Source organism: uncultured Methylobacterium sp., assembly GCF_964251405.1.
GTDB lineage: Bacteria > Pseudomonadota > Alphaproteobacteria > Rhizobiales > Beijerinckiaceae > Methylobacterium.
In genome coordinates, this window is the sequence record NZ_CAXUJR010000062.1 from 3,630 (window position 1) to 21,841 (window position 18,212).

18 protein-coding genes are annotated in these 18,212 nt (G+C 65.8%); 13 read left to right on the plus strand and 5 right to left on the minus strand.

Annotation, left to right across the window (positions count from 1 at the left end; translation table 11 throughout):
- The first annotated feature begins 155 nt into the window (after window positions 1-155).
- The gene (locus tag ACFE7U_RS12110; protein WP_375409979.1) at window positions 156-881 is read left to right on the plus strand and encodes an ABC transporter ATP-binding protein; all 726 of its coding nucleotides are present in this window, start codon (window positions 156-158) and stop codon (window positions 879-881) included.
- 8 nt (window positions 882-889) lie between these two features.
- A complete protein-coding gene (locus ACFE7U_RS12115) occupies window positions 890-3,472 on the plus strand; it encodes an ABC transporter permease (RefSeq protein WP_375409993.1) in 2,583 nt (860 codons plus the stop codon).
- A gap of 18 nt (window positions 3,473-3,490) precedes the next feature.
- Here the strand turns inward: ACFE7U_RS12115 and ACFE7U_RS12120 are convergent, their stop codons facing one another.
- On the minus strand, window positions 3,491-5,188 hold the full coding sequence (locus ACFE7U_RS12120) for a GGDEF domain-containing protein (RefSeq protein ID WP_375409980.1): 1,698 nt from the start codon (window positions 5,186-5,188) through the stop codon (window positions 3,491-3,493).
- Window positions 5,189-5,626: 438 nt separating this feature from the next.
- Here ACFE7U_RS12120 and ACFE7U_RS12125 point away from each other — a divergent pair, with 438 nt between their 5' ends.
- Window positions 5,627-6,397, plus strand: coding sequence for a Bax inhibitor-1/YccA family protein (locus ACFE7U_RS12125; RefSeq protein WP_375409981.1), 771 nt, complete (start codon window positions 5,627-5,629; stop codon window positions 6,395-6,397).
- Window positions 6,398-6,551: 154 nt separating this feature from the next.
- Here the strand turns inward: ACFE7U_RS12125 and ACFE7U_RS12130 are convergent, their stop codons facing one another.
- Complete coding sequence (locus ACFE7U_RS12130; protein WP_375409982.1) at window positions 6,552-6,929, minus strand: DUF2794 domain-containing protein; 378 nt, start codon at window positions 6,927-6,929, stop codon at window positions 6,552-6,554.
- A 390-nt stretch (window positions 6,930-7,319) separates the two neighbouring features.
- Here ACFE7U_RS12130 and bluB point away from each other — a divergent pair, with 390 nt between their 5' ends.
- Window positions 7,320-7,952 carry a 5,6-dimethylbenzimidazole synthase gene (bluB, locus tag ACFE7U_RS12135; protein ID WP_375409983.1) on the plus strand — a complete coding sequence of 211 codons (633 nt, stop codon included), beginning with the start codon at window positions 7,320-7,322 and terminating at the stop codon, window positions 7,950-7,952.
- A 178-nt stretch (window positions 7,953-8,130) separates the two neighbouring features.
- A complete protein-coding gene (locus tag ACFE7U_RS12140) occupies window positions 8,131-8,634 on the plus strand; it encodes a L,D-transpeptidase (protein ID WP_375409984.1) in 504 nt (167 codons plus the stop codon).
- A 27-nt stretch (window positions 8,635-8,661) separates the two neighbouring features.
- Here the strand turns inward: ACFE7U_RS12140 and ACFE7U_RS12145 are convergent, their stop codons facing one another.
- Window positions 8,662-8,859 (minus strand): DUF1674 domain-containing protein, encoded by a 198-nt coding sequence (locus tag ACFE7U_RS12145; protein ID WP_375409994.1) that lies wholly within the window; start codon window positions 8,857-8,859, stop codon window positions 8,662-8,664.
- 146 nt (window positions 8,860-9,005) lie between these two features.
- Between ACFE7U_RS12145 and ACFE7U_RS12150 the strand changes: the two genes are divergently transcribed.
- Entirely contained in the window at window positions 9,006-10,373 is a 1,368-nt protein-coding gene (locus tag ACFE7U_RS12150; RefSeq protein ID WP_375409985.1) for an RsmB/NOP family class I SAM-dependent RNA methyltransferase, read from the plus strand.
- Window positions 10,374-10,547: 174 nt separating this feature from the next.
- Here the strand turns inward: ACFE7U_RS12150 and ACFE7U_RS12155 are convergent, their stop codons facing one another.
- Entirely contained in the window at window positions 10,548-11,276 is a 729-nt protein-coding gene (locus ACFE7U_RS12155) for a sulfite exporter TauE/SafE family protein (RefSeq protein WP_375409986.1), read from the minus strand.
- A 193-nt stretch (window positions 11,277-11,469) separates the two neighbouring features.
- On the opposite strand from ACFE7U_RS12155, the gene ACFE7U_RS12160 reads away from it, so the two are divergent.
- The 4 genes from ACFE7U_RS12160 to ACFE7U_RS12175 all read left to right on the plus strand — a co-directional run bounded on the left by ACFE7U_RS12160 (window position 11,470) and on the right by ACFE7U_RS12175 (window position 13,867).
- Window positions 11,470-12,126, plus strand: coding sequence for a DUF47 domain-containing protein (locus tag ACFE7U_RS12160; RefSeq protein WP_375409987.1), 657 nt, complete (start codon window positions 11,470-11,472; stop codon window positions 12,124-12,126).
- 5 nt (window positions 12,127-12,131) lie between these two features.
- A complete protein-coding gene (locus ACFE7U_RS12165) occupies window positions 12,132-13,139 on the plus strand; it encodes an anion permease (protein ID WP_375409988.1) in 1,008 nt (335 codons plus the stop codon).
- Window positions 13,140-13,296: 157 nt separating this feature from the next.
- On the plus strand, window positions 13,297-13,515 hold the full coding sequence (locus ACFE7U_RS12170; protein WP_375409989.1) for a hypothetical protein: 219 nt from the start codon (window positions 13,297-13,299) through the stop codon (window positions 13,513-13,515).
- Window positions 13,516-13,606: 91 nt separating this feature from the next.
- Complete coding sequence (locus ACFE7U_RS12175) at window positions 13,607-13,867, plus strand: PepSY domain-containing protein (RefSeq protein ID WP_375409995.1); 261 nt, start codon at window positions 13,607-13,609, stop codon at window positions 13,865-13,867.
- A 203-nt stretch (window positions 13,868-14,070) separates the two neighbouring features.
- On the opposite strand, the gene ACFE7U_RS12180 is transcribed toward ACFE7U_RS12175, so the two are convergent.
- Entirely contained in the window at window positions 14,071-14,337 is a 267-nt protein-coding gene (locus ACFE7U_RS12180; RefSeq protein ID WP_375409996.1) for a helix-turn-helix transcriptional regulator, read from the minus strand.
- 71 nt (window positions 14,338-14,408) lie between these two features.
- Here ACFE7U_RS12180 and ybaL point away from each other — a divergent pair, with 71 nt between their 5' ends.
- The 3 genes from ybaL (at window position 14,409) to ACFE7U_RS12195 (ending at window position 17,929) form a co-directional block, all read left to right on the plus strand.
- On the plus strand, window positions 14,409-16,163 hold the full coding sequence (gene ybaL / locus ACFE7U_RS12185) for a YbaL family putative K(+) efflux transporter (protein ID WP_375409990.1): 1,755 nt from the start codon (window positions 14,409-14,411) through the stop codon (window positions 16,161-16,163).
- A gap of 320 nt (window positions 16,164-16,483) precedes the next feature.
- On the plus strand, window positions 16,484-17,419 hold the full coding sequence (locus tag ACFE7U_RS12190) for a hypothetical protein (RefSeq protein ID WP_375409991.1): 936 nt from the start codon (window positions 16,484-16,486) through the stop codon (window positions 17,417-17,419).
- A gap of 24 nt (window positions 17,420-17,443) precedes the next feature.
- Window positions 17,444-17,929: a hypothetical protein gene (locus ACFE7U_RS12195; protein WP_375409992.1), complete on the plus strand. Its 486-nt coding sequence runs from the start codon at window positions 17,444-17,446 to the stop codon at window positions 17,927-17,929.
- Window positions 17,930-18,212: the final 283 nt, after the last annotated feature.

The following is an 18,212-nucleotide window of genomic DNA, read 5'->3' on the forward strand; positions in this document are numbered from 1 at the left end:
ACCCACGGACCATATCGCGGGAAGCCGACAGGACGGACCCGACACGTGACACAGAGCACAGACCCATCCCGACACAACCTCGACCGTCGTTGGCATTCGCACTCGGCTAGATCGGTGTCCCATTGATGTTCGGCAAGTCGATAGATGCCAAGACGATGGCCGGCCATGCGCCGGTGGTTGCTCCATCGGGCAAGGCGGCGTCTTCCCCCACGATCGCGCTCTCCGACATCGACCTCAGCCTCGGTCGCGGCCCGGCGCGGGTGCATGTGCTGCGCGGCATCTCCCTCGACGTCGCGGCCGGAGAAGCGGTGGGGCTCGTCGGGCCGTCGGGCTCGGGCAAGTCGACGCTGCTCATGGTCATGGCCGGTCTTGAGCGGCCAGATGGCGGGCGTATCGTGGTGGAGGGCACCGATCTCGGCGCCTTGACCGAAGACGACCTCGCGCGGTTCCGCGGACGCCGCATCGGCATCGTGTTCCAGGCCTTCCACCTCGTGCCGACGATGACGGCGATCGAGAACGTGGCGCTTCCCCTCGAGCTCGCCGGCAAGGACGGAGCGCACGAGCGCGCCGCGGCGGAACTCGCGGCGGTGGGCCTCGGCCATCGGCTGCACCATTACCCGGCCCAGCTCTCGGGCGGCGAGCAGCAGCGCGTCGCCATCGCCCGCGCCATCGCGCCCGATCCGGCGATCCTCGTGGCCGACGAGCCAACCGGCAACCTCGACGAAGCTACCGGCCGACAGATCATCGACCTGCTGTTCGCACTGAAGCGCGACCGCGGCGCGACACTCGTCCTCGTCACCCACGATCCGAGCTTGGCTCGATTGTGCGACCGCACCGTGCGGCTGCGCTCGGGCCGGGTCGAGGAGGCGGTCGCGGCGTGAACACACACTTGCACGGAACGCTGACCCAGGCCGTCCCGGTCGGCCGGCCCTCCGCCGCCCGTCTTCCCCTGACGCTCCGCCTCGCTCTGCGCGAGCTGCGCGGCGGACTCTCCGGCTTCGTGGTCTTTCTTGCCTGCATCGCCCTCGGCGTCGCTGCCATCGCGGGCGTCGCCTCCATCGCCGGCTCGCTCACCGACGGGCTCGGCCGCGAGGGCCGGCGCATCCTCGGCGGCGACCTCACCTACAGCCTCATCAACCGCGCCGCGACACCCGACGAGCGCGCCGCCCTCGACGCGCGGGCACCGGTCTCCGTGGTCACCACACTGAGAGCCATGGCGGTCGCCGGCGACAAGGGTGCGGCGCTGGTCGAGCTCAAGGCGGTGGGCGGCGATTATCCCACCGCCGGGGAGGTCGTCACCGATCCGGCCCTGCCGCTGTCCGAGCTTCTCGCCGAGACCGGCGGCGCCTACGGTGCCGTGGTCGACCCGGTGCTCCTCACCCGCCTCGACCTCAAGATCGGCGACCGCATCACCATCGCGGGCCGGACCGTGGCCCTGCGGGCGACCCTGGTCTCGGAGCCCGACAAGATCGCCAATGGTATCGGGTTCGGTCCGCGCGTGCTGATCTCGCACGCAGCCCTCGACGCAACCGGCCTGATCCAGCCGGGCAGCCTCAACCGCTTCAGCTACCGCCTGCAGATGCCCGAGGCGAGCGACGAGGCGTTGCGCGAGACGATCGCGGCCATCGCCAAGGCGGTGCCCGAGGCCGGTTGGGAGATGCGCTCGCGTGACAATGCCGATCCACGCTTTGCCAAGAGCATCGAGCGCTTCACCCAGTTCCTGACCTTGGTCGGCCTCACGGCCCTGATCGTCGGCGGCGTGGGCGTCGCCAATGCGGTCCATGCCTTCGTCGAGCGCAAGCGCGGCTCGATCGCGACCCTGAAGAGCGTCGGCGCGCCGGGTGCCCAGATCGTCTCGCTCTACCTGACTCAGGTGATGCTCATCGCGGGCCTCGGCACGGCGATCGGCCTCGTCGTCGGCGCCGGCTTGCCCTTCGCCCTCGACGCGTTCTTCCACGACGACCTTCCGCTGCCCCTCAACCCGATCCTGTCCCCCGGGCAGTTGGTCCTGGCGGCAGCCTACGGCCTGCTCACGGCCCTGGCCTTCGCGATCCTGCCGCTCGGCCGGGCTCACGACGTTCCCGTCTCCGGGCTGTTTCGAGACGTGGTCGATCCGAGTGCTACGCCTACGCGTCGGCGCTACCGGCTCATCCTCGCGGGTGCCGTCCTCGCTCTCGTCGTGCTTGCGGTGACCACCGCCTTCGATCGACGCGTCGCGCTGATCTTCATCGCCGCGGCCGGGCTGGCCTTCGCGCTGCTCCGAGTCGTCGCGATCGGCGTGATGGCGGGGGCGAGGCGCCTGCCGCGTCCGCGTCTCGCAGCCCCCCGGATGGCCCTGGCGAACCTCCACCGGCCCGGCGCCCTGACCTCGGCGATCGTGCTCTCGCTCGGGCTGGGCGTCACGCTCCTCGTCACCCTGAGCCTCATCGACGCCAATGTCCGCCGGACCCTGACGAGCTCGCTGCCGGCACGCGCGCCGAACCTATTCTTCCTCGACATCCCGGCCGGCGAGGCCGACGCCTTCCACGATTTCCTCGGCGGCCAGGCGCCGGGGGCGAAGATCGAGCGGGTGCCGATGATGCGCGGCCGCATCACCGCCCTCAACGGCGTTCCCGCCGGTCAGATCAAGGCTCCGGAGGACGCCGCCTGGGTGCTGGACGGCGACCGCGGCGTCACCTACGCGGCGGACCTGCCGGAGGGTTCCAGCCTCGTCTCGGGGACGTGGTGGGACGCCGAAACCGGCAAGACGCCGCTGGTCTCGTTCGACGCCGAACTGGCGCGCCGCCTCGATCTGTCCATCGGCGACGCCGTGACGGTCAACGTGCTCGGACGCAATCTCACCGCCAAGATCGCCAACCTGCGCAAGGTCGAATGGCGCAACCTCGGCATCAATTTCGTGATGGTGTTCTCGCCCGGCACCTTCCGCGGTGCACCGCATTCCGACCTCGCCACGCTGACCTTGGCCGGTGGGCCGGATGCGAAGGCCGAGGCGGTGATCCTGCGAGACGTCGCCCGCAGGTTCCCCTCGGTGACGAGCGTGCGGGTCAAGGACGCCCTCGACGCGGTCAACGACATCGTCGGCAAGCTCGTGCTGGCGATCCGTGGGGCGAGCGCGGTGGCCGTGATCGCGAGCCTGTTCGTGCTGGCCGGCGCCATCGCGGCGGGACACCGCGCCCGCCTCTACGACGCCGTCGTGCTCAAGACGCTCGGTGCCACACGCGGCCGGCTGCTCTCCACCTACGCCCTGGAATACGGCGCGCTCGGCCTCGTCACCGCCGTGTTCGGGCTCATCGCGGGCACGCTCGCCGGCTGGGTGATCGTCTCGAAGGTGATGAAGCTCGAGTTCATTCTCGACCTCTCGGGCGCCCTCGTGGCGGCGGGCCTTGCTGTGGTCTTCGCCATCGTGCTCGGGCTCGCGGGGACCTGGCGGATCCTCGGCCAGAAGCCGGCGGCCTATCTCAGACAGTTCTGAGAGGTCGGCACACGGCCGCTATTCGGCAGCGTGCAGCAACGGGGCGGGGTCGGCCGCGTCCGAACCCTTGTTGACCTTGTGTCCCGACCATTGCGGGGCGGTCGCGACGCAGTTCCGGCCAGCCTGCTTGGCCTTGTAGAGCGCGGCATCGGCCGCGCGCACGAGGTCGACGCTGCCATTCGAGGTCGACGGGATGCAGGCCACGCCGAACGAAGCCGAGACCGCGGCGCCGTGCTGGCCCGACAGGGCCTCGATCCGCTGCCGGATCGTCTCGGCCTTCTCGGCCCCCTTGTCGAGGTCGCAATCGGGCAGCAGCACGATCATCTCCTCGCCGCCGTCGCGACAGGCCACGTCGGTCTCCCGCAGCGCGCCGACGACCGCGGCGGCAGCCTCGCGCAGGACCGCATCGCCGGTCGCGTGGCCATGCTCATCGTTCAGCCGCTTGAAGTGATCGAGGTCGATCATGATCACCGAGAACTTGCGGTTCTCACGCTCGGCGAGGCGGACGAAACGCTTGAGGCTGTCTTCCATGTAGCGACGGTTGTAGAGCCCGGTGAGCGGGTCGCGCAGGGCCTGGCTCCGAAGCTTCTCGCGAAGAGCGATGTTGGCGAGCGCCAGTGACATCCCGTCGGCGAGGGCCGATCCGAGCGGAAGGATCCCGTCGAGACGGGCCTCCGCGCTGGATCCGGTCGCGAAGATCTGTAGCAGGCCCAGGATCTCGCCGCGCGCGATCATCGGGATCTCGAGCACGGCGCTGCCGGCGACGTGATGCTCGCAGCACAGGCCCTTGGCGTCCGCGCGATTGACGTGAGGCTTGCCGCGCTTGAGCGCCCAACCCTGATTGGGCGCGATGAGGGCGGGCAGTTCGCGCCCCTCCGGGATTTCCCACGACGTCGACAGCGTCAGCCGGTCGCGCGAGTTGTTGAAGACGTAGAGTGCGCCACCGAACCCGGCGATCAGCTCGTCTGCGGTGGCTTTCAGGACGGCGTTGGCATCGAGGATATCGGCGGCGCTCTGGAGCATGTCGGTCATCTCGAACAGGCGTGTGACCTGGCGGCGTGAGGCGGTCGCCTCGGCCATCGCCACTGCGCGGCCCTTGGCATCCGCCGCAGCGGACCAGAACGCGAACAGCATGACGCCGCCGAACACGACCACGAGGAGCGGCATGAGTGCCTTGCCCAGATCGACGCGATGCTCGTAGGCCGGGAACTGAGCGTTCCAGTCGACCAGATAGGCATCGATGGCCTGGCGAAGACGCTCGACCGTCGGGCCGGTCTCCCGTGCCCCGAGCAGGGCCACCGCCTCGGCGCGCTTGCCGCCATGAGCGAGGGTGATCGCCTGGGTCCAGCTCTCGCGAAGGGACGACAGGATCTTGCCGGCGTCGCCGTCGCGCAAAGCATCGGCGCGCAGGAACGGTGTGAGCTTGGCGATCTGGCTTCCGCGACGGCTCTCGAGGTTGTCGACGGACCGCGCGAAGGCGCCGGAATCGCCCCACTGATCGAGGATCACACGGTTGAGGACGAAGGCTTCGGCCTCCATCAGGCTATCGAGCGTGATCCGCATCTGGCGGCCACCTTCGCGCAGGTCGATCAGAGCCTGCTGCTGCCCATTGGTGAAGAAGAAGCCCGCCAGCACCATCGCCATCATCAGGACGACGAGACCGGCCTGCACGATCAGGCCCCGCTGAAGCCTGACGCCGCGGGTTATCGCAGCCACCGGCGCCTTATCGTCAAGATTTTCGTTCATTATCCCGCACCACCAACTCCCGGCGTCTAGCAGAACAGGCCAAAAGGGTGTCGGAATATTTAAACCTTATGCTCAATAGGATAAGGTACTTTGTTTAGGAAAAGCGATATTCACGATCCAAAGTCGACAAAACAAAGATCGATACGAACCGCGATGTGGAAACCAAACCCGGAGACCGACCCGATATCGCTCACTCCCGGACCAAGAACGGCTTTTAATCCGTCGATGAGGAGATAAAAATTGATGCCGTCATTGTGGGAATTGCTTGGTGTCGAACTCGGCCGCCTCTTGTGCGCCACGGCGTGACGGAACATATCTAGGCACGAGGCGCTTCGTGGCGCCAGAGGTGGTGTGCGTGAGCCTCGGTTTCGAAATCACACGCTGAGAGAGCTTCCAAAGGAAACTCCCATGGCATTCGACAACTCTCCCTTCCGGTATGGAAGCCAGCAGGCGGGCGGTTACGCCGGAACCCAGGTCGACGTCGACCAGGGCCTGCGCGCCTTCATGCTGGGCGTCTACAACAACATGGTCGTCGGGCTCGGCATCTCGGGCCTGGTGGCGCTCGGCCTGAACATGGCTGCGACGGCGCAGACCACGACGGGCAAGATCGCCCTGACGCCTTTCGGTCAGGTCCTCTACACGAGCCCGGTGAAGTGGGTGCTGATGCTGGCACCGCTGGCATTCATCTTCTTCTTCTCGTTCCGCATGGACAAGATGTCGGCCGCCTCGGCGCGGACGATGTTCTTCGCCTTCGCGGCCGTGATGGGCGCCTCGATGTCGACGCTGCTCCTCGTGTTCACGGGGGCCAGCGTGGTGCGGGTGTTCTTCATCACGGCGGCAACGTTCGGCGGTCTCAGCCTCTACGGCTATACGACCAAGCGTAGCCTGTCGGGCATGGGTTCGTTCCTGATCATGGGCCTCATCGGCCTGATCATCGCCTCGCTGGTGAACATCTTCCTGGCATCGAGCGCGCTTCAGTTCGCGATCTCGGTGATCGGCGTCCTGATCTTCGCAGGCCTCACCGCCTACGACACGCAGAAGCTCAAGGAGATGTTCCTCTATAGCGGTGCGGATGCTGAGGGAGCCGCCAAGCTCTCGGTGAACGGTGCCCTGACGCTGTACCTGGATTTCATCAACATGTTCCAGATGCTGCTCTCGCTGCTCGGCGACCGTCGCTAAGCTGGAACAGACCGACGAAAGTAGAGCCCCGGCGGAAACGCTGGGGCTTTTTTGTTGGAGCCCTGAACCCCGAACCTCAGTTTCGCTGACGCTCCATCCGTCCGGGGAAGGGCGGGTGGGTTGCAGCGAGCTTTGCCACACCGACCTTATCTCATCACACCGCCCGGAGCGGCTTCTCCAGCACCGCGAGCACGCGACCCAGGTCGTGGCCGCGCTTCATGACCAAGCCCGTCGCAGCGGCGATCACCGCGTAGGCGCCCTGCCGCCTGGCGAGCTTCGGGTCCTTCTCGATCCGGTAGAGCGGCGTCTCCGATGTGCGCCGGTAGATGGAGAACACCGCCTTGTCCCGGCGGAAATCGATGGCGTAGTCGCGCCATTCGCCCTCGGCGACTCGGCGTCCGTAGAGATTGAAGATCGTCCGAAGTTCGAGGCGGTCGAAGGACACCTGGGGCAATACCGGCGCGATGGGGAACGGCACCACGCTGTCTGCGGAATCCGAGGGCCTTTGCCCGGCGCCGAACCTCTCGTTCATCGTCACTCCATCGTTGGACGCGCCTCCGCGCCGCACCTAGCCGGGGATGATGAGCCTGCGGTCCACGTCCCGCAAGGGTTGCTGCCCGAAACACGCCATCACGATTTCGCCCTCTTCGCGCCGTGGCCAAGCCTTCATGAGAGGCCACACCTGTTGCGGAACCTCGTCGGTTTCGACGGCCGGATCGTGCCCCGATCCCTATGGTCCCCCAGCCTTCGGGGAGCGCCCGGCCGCACCGAAGCCGACACCCCAGAGGTTTCGAGACCCAAGGACTTCAGGCCGCCTCTTCGGAGTGCGGCCTTTTTTTCGGCCAGGCGGAGGCCGGCGCGCTCGCGCTCCGCCCTTTTTCGGCTATGGACGATCCCGCAGGGAGAACGGGCGGGGACGGCGATGGTCAGCTTCGATGCCGGTTTCCGCGCCTCGCTGGCGGACCTTTTCGCCTGGCGGCGCGACGTGCGACGGTTCCGTTCCGACCCGGTTGCCGAAGTCGTGCTGCGCGACTGCCTGGCAATGGCGAACCTCAGCCCCTCGGTTGGCAACAGTCAGCCATGGCGCTTCGTGCGGGTGGCCGACCCTGGTCGCCGTGCCGCCGTGGTCGAGAGCTTCCAGCGCTGCAATGCCGCCGCCGCCGCGAGCTATCCCGACGAGCGCCGGGCTGCCTACACCCAGCTCAAGCTCGCGGGCCTGCGCGAGGCACCGGTTCACCTCGCCGTATTCTGCGACGCCGAGACCGAAGCCGGCCACGGCCTCGGCCGGGCGACCATGCCGGAGATGCTGCGCTACTCCGTGGTTTCGGCGGTGCAGACCTTCTGGCTGGCAGCCCGGGCTAACGGGCTCGGCGTCGGCTGGGTCTCGATCCTCGAACCCGACGCGGTGCGGGCCTGCCTCGACCTGCCGCAATCCTTCGAGCTCGTGGCCTATCTCTGCGTCGGCTACCCCGTCGAGGAGCATCTCGACCCCGAACTCATCCGCCACGGCTGGCAGGCGCGCATCGACGAGGCGACGTGCCTCATCGAGCGATGATCGGATGATGGTTTGAACGGCTTTAAGTCTTTCCGCCGTTTTGACCTATTCGCTGAAAACCGGCCTTTACCGCAGCACTGGAAAACCCGCGGCGCGGAGTGCTGAGTAACCGGAACGGCAATCGACCCCGGCCATTGTCCCTGAACTTGCGGTTACGCTTGGACAGGGAGCAGGGTCGATGAACGGGCGTTTGGGTGCGTGGGCGGTGCTGATGGGAACAGTGCTGATGGCGGCGCCGGTTCAGGCGCGCGAGGTGGTGGCATTCCCCGACGGCGTGTCGCCCGGAACCGTGGTGGTCCGCACCGCCGAGCGCCGGCTCTACCTCGTCAACGGCGACGGCACCGCGATCCGCTATCCCGTTGCGGTCGGAAGGCCAGGCAAGCAGTGGACGGGAGCGACCCGCATCGACGGCAAGTACGTCGAGCCGGCCTGGTCTCCTCCATCCGAGGTCAAGCGCGACAACCCGCGCCTGCCGAGCGTCATCGCCGGAGGCTCGCCGCGCAATCCGATGGGCGCGGCCGCCATGACCTTGGCGGGCGGCGAATACGCCATTCACGGCACCAACCGGCCGAGCTCGGTCGGCACCTACGCCTCCTATGGCTGCATCCGCATGTACAACCAGGATGTCGTCGACCTCTATGGTCGCGTCGATGTCGGCACGCAGGTCTACGTGACGCGCTGAACTACCGATCCTCGATTAAGAGCGCCGTCAGAAGTCGACGGCAATCCCCTTCACCTCCCAATCGGCGTAGCGCACCGGCTCGAGACCGCCGCGTCCCTGCTTCTCGCGCGTCGCCGCGATGGCGTTGGCTCGAGCATCGATCTCGGCGCGGCGGGCGTCGGCTTCGGCCAGGGCCCTCGCCGCCGCCGGGGAGGGCGGCGGTCGCAAGACCGTCTCCCCGGCCATGTCCTTGCCCGGCACGATGTCCGCCTCGTCGCGGGTGTTCACGTCTTCCACTGTCCTAAAGCCTTGCATCATCCTGAACCTGTGTGGGAGGGCGTCCTGACCGATGCCCGCCTCCCGTCGGGCCTCATGCAAGCAAGGTGGCATTCATGGCGGCTCGCCGCAACGAACCCGGCCCCGCGCCGGTGCTGGATTCCAGCGTGGCGGGCCTCGCCGCCCGACAGGTCGCCCATTCGGCGGTGGCCGATCTCCTGGCGAAGGACCGCGCCTTCGCCCTCGAGGACGCCCTCGCCCAGGCCGATCGGACCGGGCGCCTCGATGCGGCCGATGCCGGGTTGGCGCGGGCCATCGCAACGGCGACCTTCCGCCGGCTCGGCTTCCTGCGCTGTGCTCTGCACGAGCGCCTGGCGCAGGGCCTGCCCGAGGACCAGCCTCGCCTCGTCGCGCTGCTGGCCACCGGTGCCGCCCAGATCCTCGATCTGAACGTGCCCGACCACGCCGCCGTCGATCTCTCGGTCCGGATCGCCAAGGGCGACCCGCAGCTCCAGCATCTCGCCGGGCTCGTGAATGCGGTGATGCGCCGCGTGGTACGCGAGCGCGACGCCATCTTCGCCGCAAGCACCGATCCCCTCGGTGACAACACCCCTGATTGGCTCGGGCAGCGCTGGCTCGCCCGCTACGGCGCGCAGACGGCCGCCGCCATCGCCGCTGCCCATCTGCGCGGTGCCCCCCTCGACATCACGGTCAAGAACGATCCACTGGGCTGGGCCGAACGCCTCGGCGGCGTCGTGCTGGGCACCGGCAGCGTCCGGCTTCACGACGTCCACGCCCCGGTCGCCTCGCTGCCGGGCTACGACGAGGGCGCCTGGTGGGTTCAGGATGCGGCAGCCGCGATCCCGGCCCGGCTTCTCGGCATACAGGCGGGCGAGCGCGTCGCTGACCTCTGCGCGGCGCCGGGCGGCAAGACGGCCCAGCTCGCCGCGGCCGGTGCCGCCGTGACGGCGATCGACCGCTCGGGGCCTCGCATGGAACGCCTCTCCGAGAACCTGGCGCGTCTGGACCTTCATGCAGAGATCCGCGTCGGCGACGCCCTGGCGATGGGCAACGACGAGACCTTCGACGCCGTGCTTCTCGATGCGCCGTGCTCGGCCACAGGCACCATCCGCCGCCACCCCGAGGTGGCCTGGACCAAGGCCGAGGCCGATATCGGGCGCCTCGCCGGCCTGCAGTCGCGACTCCTCGACCGGGCCGCGACCCTGGTGAAGCCCGGCGGGCGCCTCGTCTATTGCACCTGCTCGCTGGAGCCGGAGGAGGGCGAGCGCCAGGTCGAGCGCTTCCTCGGGCAGAATTCCGGATTCGCGCGGGTACCGATCAAGGCCGGAGAGATCGGGGATCTCGGCGCGGCGATCGACCGGAACGGCGACCTGCGCACGCTGCCCTCCCAGCTCGACGGCGCCACCCCGGAAAGCCAGGGCGGCCTCGACGGGTTCTTCGCGGCACGGCTGCAGCGGCTGTGACGGGGTAAGGTCAGGACCTGAGTTAACGCATCAGGCTTCACGGCCCGCCAGATGCCTAAGTCAGAACTATCGATCGAAGATGACGGCATGGCGCATCAGTTTCAAAACAACTGTCTAGAGAAACGCAGCCGCTGCTAAAGCTGGCGATGGAGAGCCGCCCGGTTGAGATCAAGGTCAGGGAGCAGAGGCAGCGCTCCACAGCAGGCTTCCGCCCGAGACCAGCAATAGCCCGTCCATGACGAAGCGGAACGTCTCGGAAGGAAGGCGCAAGACGAATGGCTTCGCGAGGAAGGCTCCTCCCATCAGCGTGGCACCGACGACGAGGCCGCTTGAGAGGCTTTCCAAGGGCAACGCCCCCGCGCTCCCGAAGGTCAGTGTCTTGGCGGCATAGAGCGCGAGCGAACCGGCCGCCTCGGTGCCGATGAAGGCGCCTTTGGTCAGCCCGTAGCCGATGAAGACAGGAACGGAGGCGGGACCCGTGGACACCACGATGCCCGTCAGGAAGCCGATGACCGTCCCGGCCAATGCCAAGTGCCAGAGATGGAGCTGGATGAGCCGTGCCGCGAGCCAGTGGCGGGTCGGGATCATCAGCACCAGGAAGGCACCGATGGCAGCGTCGACTGCGCGCGGGGGCAGGCTGAGCATCGTCCGTGCGCCAAGGATCGCGGCCGGCGTGCCTGTCCCGGCATAGGCCGCGCACGCTCGCCAATCGACCTCACGCCACCAGGCGACGATGCGCGAGGCATTCGCCATGACGGCGGCCACTGCCATGATCGGCACGGCTTCCTTCGGTCCGTACACCGACGCCAGGACGGGCATGAGCATGATGGAGGAGCCGGTCCCGATGATGCCGCTCACGACACCGGCAACGAGACTGACGGCGATGAGGATGAACAAGCCCATCCGCCATTCTATCGAGCGCTAGAATTGATGCCACCGGCATGGACGGCAACGAGAAGCGCAGTCCTGCGTTTGTGCCCGGCGTTCATCATCGTGCACGACTTGCCAGGCTTGGCTGAAGTGGACAACGCTGAAGGCGCGAACGATGGACGCGGATCCGCGGATCTGCTTGCGGGCCAACCGAAGGACTCGTTGGATGCTGGGCTGGTTTCGGGCTTTGATGCCGCGCGAGGATCGCTTCTTCGACTTGTTCGCTCGTCACTCCCAGACCCTCATTGCTGGTGCAGAGGCGCTCCAGGGCGTGCTCAAGGGCGGCGATGACGTGCCGCGCTACTGCCAGATCATCGTCGATCGCGAGCATGAGGCGGATACGATCACGGCCGAGGTGCTGCTCGCCGTGCGGCGCAGCTTCATCACCCCCTTCGACCGCGGCGACATCAAGGATTTGATCCAGTCGATGGACGACGCCATCGACCAGATGAACAAGACCGTGAAGACCATCTCGCTCTACGAGGTTCGGACGTTCGATCCTCTGATGCAGGAGATGGGTGAGACCGTCATCGAAGCGGCCCGACTGACGGCGGAAGCGATCCCGCTCCTCAACGCCGTGGCCACGCATGCGGGCCGTCTCAGCGAGCTGACGGAGAAGATCACCCGCGTCGAGAGCCGATCCGACGAGTTGCACGAGCAAGGACTCAAGGCCCTGTACAAGGCACATCGGCAGGGGAGTGGCGACAGCAACACCATGGACTACATCATCGGTGCCGAGATCTACGGCCATCTGGAGGACGTGGTCGACCGCTTCGAGGACGTCGCCAACGAGATCAGCGGCATCGTAATCGAGAACGTGTGAGCGGCATGGACACCGCCGCACTCGCCCTGCCTTACCTCGTCGGACTGATCGCGGTCGCGCTGTTCTTCGACTTTCTCAATGGGCTGCACGACGCGGCCAACTCCATCGCCACCATCGTGTCGACCCGGGTGCTGCGCCCGCAATACGCGGTGCTGTGGGCAGCCTTCTTCAACTTCATTGCGTTCCTGTTCTTTGGCCTGCACGTCGCGCAGACGCTCGGCACCGGTATTGTCGATGCCGGTATCGTGGATCCTCGCGTGATCTTCAGTGCGCTCGTGGGCGCCATCGTTTGGAACATCGCCACCTGGATCCTGGGTATCCCGTCGAGCAGCTCGCATGCGCTGATCGGCGGCCTCGTCGGGGCGGGTGTCGCCAAGGCCGGCGTCAGTGCCGTGGTCTGGAGTGGCCTGTCGAAGACGGTGGCGGCCATCGTCCTCTCACCGTTGGTCGGATTCCTGCTCGCCCTTCTGCTGGTGCTGATCGTGTCGTGGGTGTGCGCACGTTCGACGCCGTTTGCCGTGGACCGGAGCTTTCGCGGTCTCCAGTTCGTCTCCGCCTCGCTGTACTCGCTCGGACACGGCGGCAACGATGCCCAGAAGACGATGGGCATCATCGCGGTACTGCTGTACTCGCAAGGTCACCTCGGCAGCGAGTTCCACGTCCCATTCTGGGTGGTGATCTCCTGTCAGGCGGCCATTGCGCTCGGCACGCTCCTTGGCGGTTGGCGCATCGTGCATACGATGGGTTCCAAGATCACCCGGCTGAACCCGATGCAGGGCTTCTGCGCGGAGACGGGCGGGGCCATCACGCTGTTCACCGCGACGTGGCTCGGCGTGCCGGTCTCGACGACCCATACCATCACCGGGGCAATCATCGGTGTCGGCGCCGCGCGCCGGACCTCGGCCGTGCGCTGGGGCATTGCCAGCAACATCGTCACGGCCTGGGTGCTGACACTCCCAGCCGCGGCCCTCATCTCCGCGGCCTGCTACGCCCTGACCGCCCTGCTCGGTTGACGTCCGCCGGAGCCTGACCCAGCTGATCGTGTCGACACCCCCGTCAACCTGTCCCTACAGCGTGATGTAGTAGGTTGATGGCCTGGGCCACGCCATCTCGCTATGATCAGGAGTACCGGCAGCAAGCATTAATGCGAAGAGTTGACTGCCATCGCTGATGCCAAAAACCTCGCGCTACAAGACTTTTCTGATCGTGGTCGTCAACGTGCATCAGCCGCGGCGCACCTACGCGGTTGTGAAGCGGAACTCCAAAGAAGCGTTGGCTGCGATGACGGCGCTTTCTCTGGGCAGAAGCAAGGCATACCTTGCCGGTGGCCTGTCGAGGAACATGGTGCGTCGCTTGAAGCTCGAACCAGATGAAATACGGCTGGTGTAGAGCTGCATCGAACCGCTGCCACACCTTCAAGGCCGAGGAAATCCCGCCATCCTCACGCGTCATCGGCGGCCAAAACAGAGAGGAAACAGCCATGCGTTTCGCCACGACCGCTCTCGCTATCGCGCTTTCCGCCACCATCGCAGGCGGCGCTCTAGCCGACCAGAAGCTGGCACCCGAGCAGCAGACCAAGGTCGAAGCCATGCTGAAGCAGGAAGGCTTCACGAAATGGAAGGAGATCGAGATGGATGACGGCATGATCGAGGTCGATGACGCGATCGACGCCAGCGGCAAGCAATTCGACTTGAAGATCGATCCGACCACGCTAGTCATCAAGAAGCGCAAAGCCGAATAGGCTAGACCTATCCGATCCCGGTAGTCGCTGAAACACGACGCCGACATCGCACGGGTGGTCCTCAGCGGTGTCGGTCGGTGCCGTGGGAATCGTGGACGTAATGACGAGCCCGTGTACTCGAAGGCCTCACGATCCTGGATGTTGTTCAGGCTCATTGACCATGGCCTCGCGGACATAGCGCGGCCGCTGATCCAACTCTTCGTCTACGAGGACTGTAGCCTCACTCCGGGGCCAAATTCGTCGGCGGGAATCAGCATGACGCCCCCTTGGCGCAGCGCCGAAATGATCTGCGTTTCGGACGCACGGTGCAGATCGTGGCGTCCCTTCTCGAAGTCCCGCACGGTGCTGCGTGAGACGCCGGCCCGTTCCGCAAGTTCCTCCTGCGTCCAGTCGAGAAGCCCTCGGGCGGCCCGGCACTGCTCAGGGGTGAGCTCAGGACGGGCATCCGGTTCAACAAAACTTTCAGCCATAATGGTTGAAATCGCCCCGTTCGCCACCCACATCAAGGGCCAAGCTTAACCTCTTCCTTCAGCGAGGACCAATGCAGCACCAGACCCCGCTGATCGCGACCCTGGTGGCAGGTCTCGGGCTGGCCTTCATCTTCGGCGTCATCGCGCAGCGCCTGCGCCTGTCCCCCCTGGTCGGATACCTGCTCGCCGGCGTGATGCTGGGGCCGTTCACGCCCGGATTCGTCGCGGACCAGGCGCTCGCACCCCAACTCGCCGAGATCGGCGTGATCCTCCTCATGTTCGGCGTCGGGCTGCATTTCTCCCTGGCCGATCTGATCGCGGTGCGCGCCATCGCGGTCCCAGGAGCGGTTGGGCAGATCACCCTGGTCACCTTGCTGGGCCTTGGGCTTGCCCTGCTGCTGGGCTGGACCTGGGGCGCAGGCATCATCTTCGGCTTGGCCTTGTCGGTGGCCAGCACCGTCGTTGTCCTTCGTGCCCTGCAGGAACGCCGCTTGGTGGAGACGGAGCGAGGGCGCATCGCTGTGGGTTGGCTCATCGTCGAAGACCTCGCGATGGTGCTCGCGCTCGTGCTCATCCCAGCCCTTGCGGGCTTGATGGGCGGTCAACCCTTGGCACAAGGCGACGGAAGCGCGCTTCCCTCCTGGCTCGAGCCCCACACGCTCTGGGGTGCGCTGGCCATCACCTTCATCAAGCTCGCGGCTTTCACGGCCCTGATGCTCGTCGTCGGTCGGCGGGTCATTCCCTGGATCCTGCACTACGTCGCACATACCGGTTCGCGCGAGCTGTTCAGGCTTGCCGTGCTCGCCATTGCCCTTGGTGTCGCCTTCGGTTCGGCCGAACTCTTCGGCGTCTCGTTCGCGCTCGGGGCGTTCTTCGCTGGGATGATCCTGTCCGAGTCGGCCCTGAGTCAGCAGGCCGCGCAGGAGACGCTGCCGCTGCGAGACGCCTTTGCGGTGTTGTTCTTCGTCTCGGTCGGCATGCTGTTCAATCCCACCATCCTGATTACCCAGCCCGGACCGGTTCTGGCCACCTTTGGCGTTATCGTGGTCGGCAACGCCATCGCGGCCATCACGATCGCTCTTGCTGCGGGCTATTCCTTCCGCATCGCGCTGACGCTCGGCGCGAGCCTGTCGCAGATCGGAGAGTTCTCGTTCATTCTCGCGGGGCTCGGAGTCGGCCTGAAGATCCTTCCCAGCGCGGGGCAGGATCTGATCCTGGCAGGGGCGCTCCTCTCGATCCTGGCCAACCCGGTGATGTTCTTCGCGGTCGACCGGCTCTCGCCATGGCTGAAGCGGCGGGAACGGCGCCTCGATCCGACAAGCGACACCAGCAAACCCGAGACGCCGGACCTTCCCGTCACCGCGTTGACGGGGCACGCCGTCCTCGTCGGCTACGGCCGGGTCGGGAGCATGGTCGGCCAAGCCTTGGAGCAGGCGCAGCAACCCCTGATCGTGATCGAGGAGCGCCAGGAGGTCGTCGATGCCCTCCGGGCTCGAGGTGTCGAGGTCTATGCCGGCAACGCTGCACAACCCGGCATTCTCAAGGCTGCCAATCTGGCTGGGGCCCGGTGGTTCATCAGCGCGATTCCCGACCCCTTCGAGAACGGCAACCTGATCGAACAAGCGCGGGCCGCCAATCCAGACCTCGAGATCATCGCGAGAGCGCATTCGGATGCAGAGGTCGACCACCTGGAGCGGTTTGGGGCGAACCTGATCATCATGGGCGAACGCGAGATCGCGCGCGGGATGGCCGAACACATCCGTGCGCGCATGGACCTGCCCAAGCTGCCGGCCGAGGATCACGGTCTTACACCGACCGGGACCTAGGAAAGGGCAGAAGGCTCGCGCATGGGTGCTGGCTGCGCAACGATGGCAAGCACTCGTCCTCTGGGGATCCCGAAACCGTCGGCCTGAAGGAGCCGCCCGATCGAGCCTGAGACCACCGATATCCTCAGCCTTGTTCGTCGTTCTGAGGGAGCGCGACGGGGGCGCCGACAAAGCCGGCAGCTCCCGGCATCAGAGGGCGGAACGCTCGCGGGTAAGGCTCGCCGGCGCATGCAGCTTATTGGCGAAAGAGAGTTTTGCGGCAGCTCTTATCCATCGGTTCCGTAGCACATGGCTGACGCCGCAAGCGCGAGATCGACACCATGCCCGTGAACGGCGGCTTTGTCGGAGAGGCCGGTCCGTCCCTGGGCCTATTCGGAACTCAGGTCAGTGCATCAAGTTACCTTCGACGCCAGACCGTTCAAGAAAGACTTCGAATGGGCACTCTCCGTACGACCCTCTATGCGGCCACGGCGGCCTTCGCTGCCGGCGTAGGGATGACTGTTGCTGTTACGAGCCTGAACTCCGGCGGCTCATCGGTAACCTCACAGGCGACACAGCCGGAGGGGCCATCGCGAACGGTCGAACGGCGATGGTCGGACCTGCCCAAGCCGACGGAATCATCAGCTCCGGCAACTCGTCAGGCACACCCGGTCCTTCGATTTGATGATGCCGAGAAGGTCGGAAAACCTGATGTGGCGCCCACGCAATCTGCGTCCGCGCTGCCGGCAGGCATTCAGGCACTTCATCAGCAAGACCGTCCGTCTCCCACGAACGACAACAACCCTAAGAGGGCCCTCGCTGAATCACTGGCTCCAGGCAGTGCTGCACCGACACCGGCCAGGATCGCACTGACGCCGTCGATACAAGCTCGTCTCGATACGATCAGAGCGGAGAGAGCCGCTTTTGAACGCGCGCGCGTTGATCGCTTCAAGACCATGAAGGTCGAGCATCACCCATCCGAAGTCGTGCGCCCGGTGGTGTCTGGGGATAGGATTCCCGAAACACGTCGAAACACTGTCGTCGCTCAGGATCCGCCGCGTGAACCCGTGGTTCGGCGGCTCGCCGCAAAGGCGCCTCCCGGTGAGCGCCAACGCCTAGCGGCCGACAAGAACGTTAGAAACATCGTCACGCCGATGCGGGGCTTCACGTTCGCCGAATCGCAACGGATCGAGGCATCCGATCGCCGGAAGCGTGTCTCGTCCGCTGATGCGGGCGGAGTTATGAAATGGCTTATGGAGCCGAGCAGCAATTTTTAGCAGAATGTCTATCGTGGCGAGATCATGACCTTGAAAACAAGATATTTGTTGTTCGCTGTTACCATGATCGCATCAACGTCATCTGTACAGGCTTTTAGCTTGGCTGAGATGAAGGAGCGAACGGCTGTCATCGCGGATCGCTATCTGGAAATCTGGTCAATGAACAATACGACCCCGATCGCGGGGGTGCCCTACATGTACGGACCAACAGTCACATTTTACGGGCGGCCGTATACTCAAGACATGCTGATCGCCGAGAAGCGCCGTGCCATCCGACAATGGCCAAATCGACGCTACTCTCATCGCCCCGGAAGCATGAATGTGACCTGTAATCTTGCCGCCCGGAAATGTGCAGCGCGGTCCATCATCGATTTCGAGGTCAGCAACAGGGCCCGAGGTACGGATAAGAGCGGTTCGGCGCAATTTGATCTCGGTGTCAGCTTTGCCGAGAGCCGTCCGCGTATTCTGTACGAGGGCGGCAGCCTCAACAATCGACACTCTCGGAACTGATTTCCAGAGCATCATCCGAATTTGCGCGGAGCAGGATCGCGGCGGAAGTCGTACGGGTAATTGGGTGGCAGACCCCAACGACTGGGGACATCGTCCTGTCCCGAACTTCAGCCTTCCGGGGGCCACAGATCCGTGCGTGCGAAAGACCCGATCGCCGAGTGAAAAACTCAGCAGGGTGTGAGGCGATGCGGCTGGACGCGAACGGGACCGGTCAAGATCCAGATACAGCCCTAGTGCACTGACTCAGACGGATGGTTCAGGCGCTCGGTTGAGGGCGTCGAAG

What these genes read in the sequence shown, in the direction of transcription:
- ACFE7U_RS12150 (WP_375409985.1), top strand. Translation starts at nt 9,006, where the DNA reads ATGGCGGCTCGCCGCAACGAACCCGGCCCCGCGCCGGTGCTGGATTCC.
- ACFE7U_RS12175 (WP_375409995.1), top strand. Translation starts at nt 13,607, where the DNA reads ATGCGTTTCGCCACGACCGCTCTCGCTATCGCGCTTTCCGCCACCATC.
- ACFE7U_RS12180 (WP_375409996.1), bottom strand. Translation starts at nt 14,337, where the DNA reads ATGGCTGAAAGTTTTGTTGAACCGGATGCCCGTCCTGAGCTCACCCCT.
- ybaL (WP_375409990.1), top strand. Translation starts at nt 14,409, where the DNA reads ATGCAGCACCAGACCCCGCTGATCGCGACCCTGGTGGCAGGTCTCGGG.
- ACFE7U_RS12160 (WP_375409987.1), top strand. Translation starts at nt 11,470, where the DNA reads ATGCTGGGCTGGTTTCGGGCTTTGATGCCGCGCGAGGATCGCTTCTTC.
- ACFE7U_RS12145 (WP_375409994.1), bottom strand. Translation starts at nt 8,859, where the DNA reads ATGGCCGGGGAGACGGTCTTGCGACCGCCGCCCTCCCCGGCGGCGGCG.
- ACFE7U_RS12170 (WP_375409989.1), top strand. Translation starts at nt 13,297, where the DNA reads ATGCCAAAAACCTCGCGCTACAAGACTTTTCTGATCGTGGTCGTCAAC.
- ACFE7U_RS12140 (WP_375409984.1), top strand. Translation starts at nt 8,131, where the DNA reads ATGAACGGGCGTTTGGGTGCGTGGGCGGTGCTGATGGGAACAGTGCTG.
- ACFE7U_RS12110 (WP_375409979.1), top strand. Translation starts at nt 156, where the DNA reads ATGGCCGGCCATGCGCCGGTGGTTGCTCCATCGGGCAAGGCGGCGTCT.
- bluB (WP_375409983.1), top strand. Translation starts at nt 7,320, where the DNA reads ATGGTCAGCTTCGATGCCGGTTTCCGCGCCTCGCTGGCGGACCTTTTC.
- ACFE7U_RS12190 (WP_375409991.1), top strand. Translation starts at nt 16,484, where the DNA reads ATGCCCGTGAACGGCGGCTTTGTCGGAGAGGCCGGTCCGTCCCTGGGC.
- ACFE7U_RS12125 (WP_375409981.1), top strand. Translation starts at nt 5,627, where the DNA reads ATGGCATTCGACAACTCTCCCTTCCGGTATGGAAGCCAGCAGGCGGGC.
- ACFE7U_RS12165 (WP_375409988.1), top strand. Translation starts at nt 12,132, where the DNA reads ATGGACACCGCCGCACTCGCCCTGCCTTACCTCGTCGGACTGATCGCG.
- ACFE7U_RS12155 (WP_375409986.1), bottom strand. Translation starts at nt 11,276, where the DNA reads ATGGGCTTGTTCATCCTCATCGCCGTCAGTCTCGTTGCCGGTGTCGTG.
- ACFE7U_RS12130 (WP_375409982.1), bottom strand. Translation starts at nt 6,929, where the DNA reads ATGAACGAGAGGTTCGGCGCCGGGCAAAGGCCCTCGGATTCCGCAGAC.
- ACFE7U_RS12195 (WP_375409992.1), top strand. Translation starts at nt 17,444, where the DNA reads ATGACCTTGAAAACAAGATATTTGTTGTTCGCTGTTACCATGATCGCA.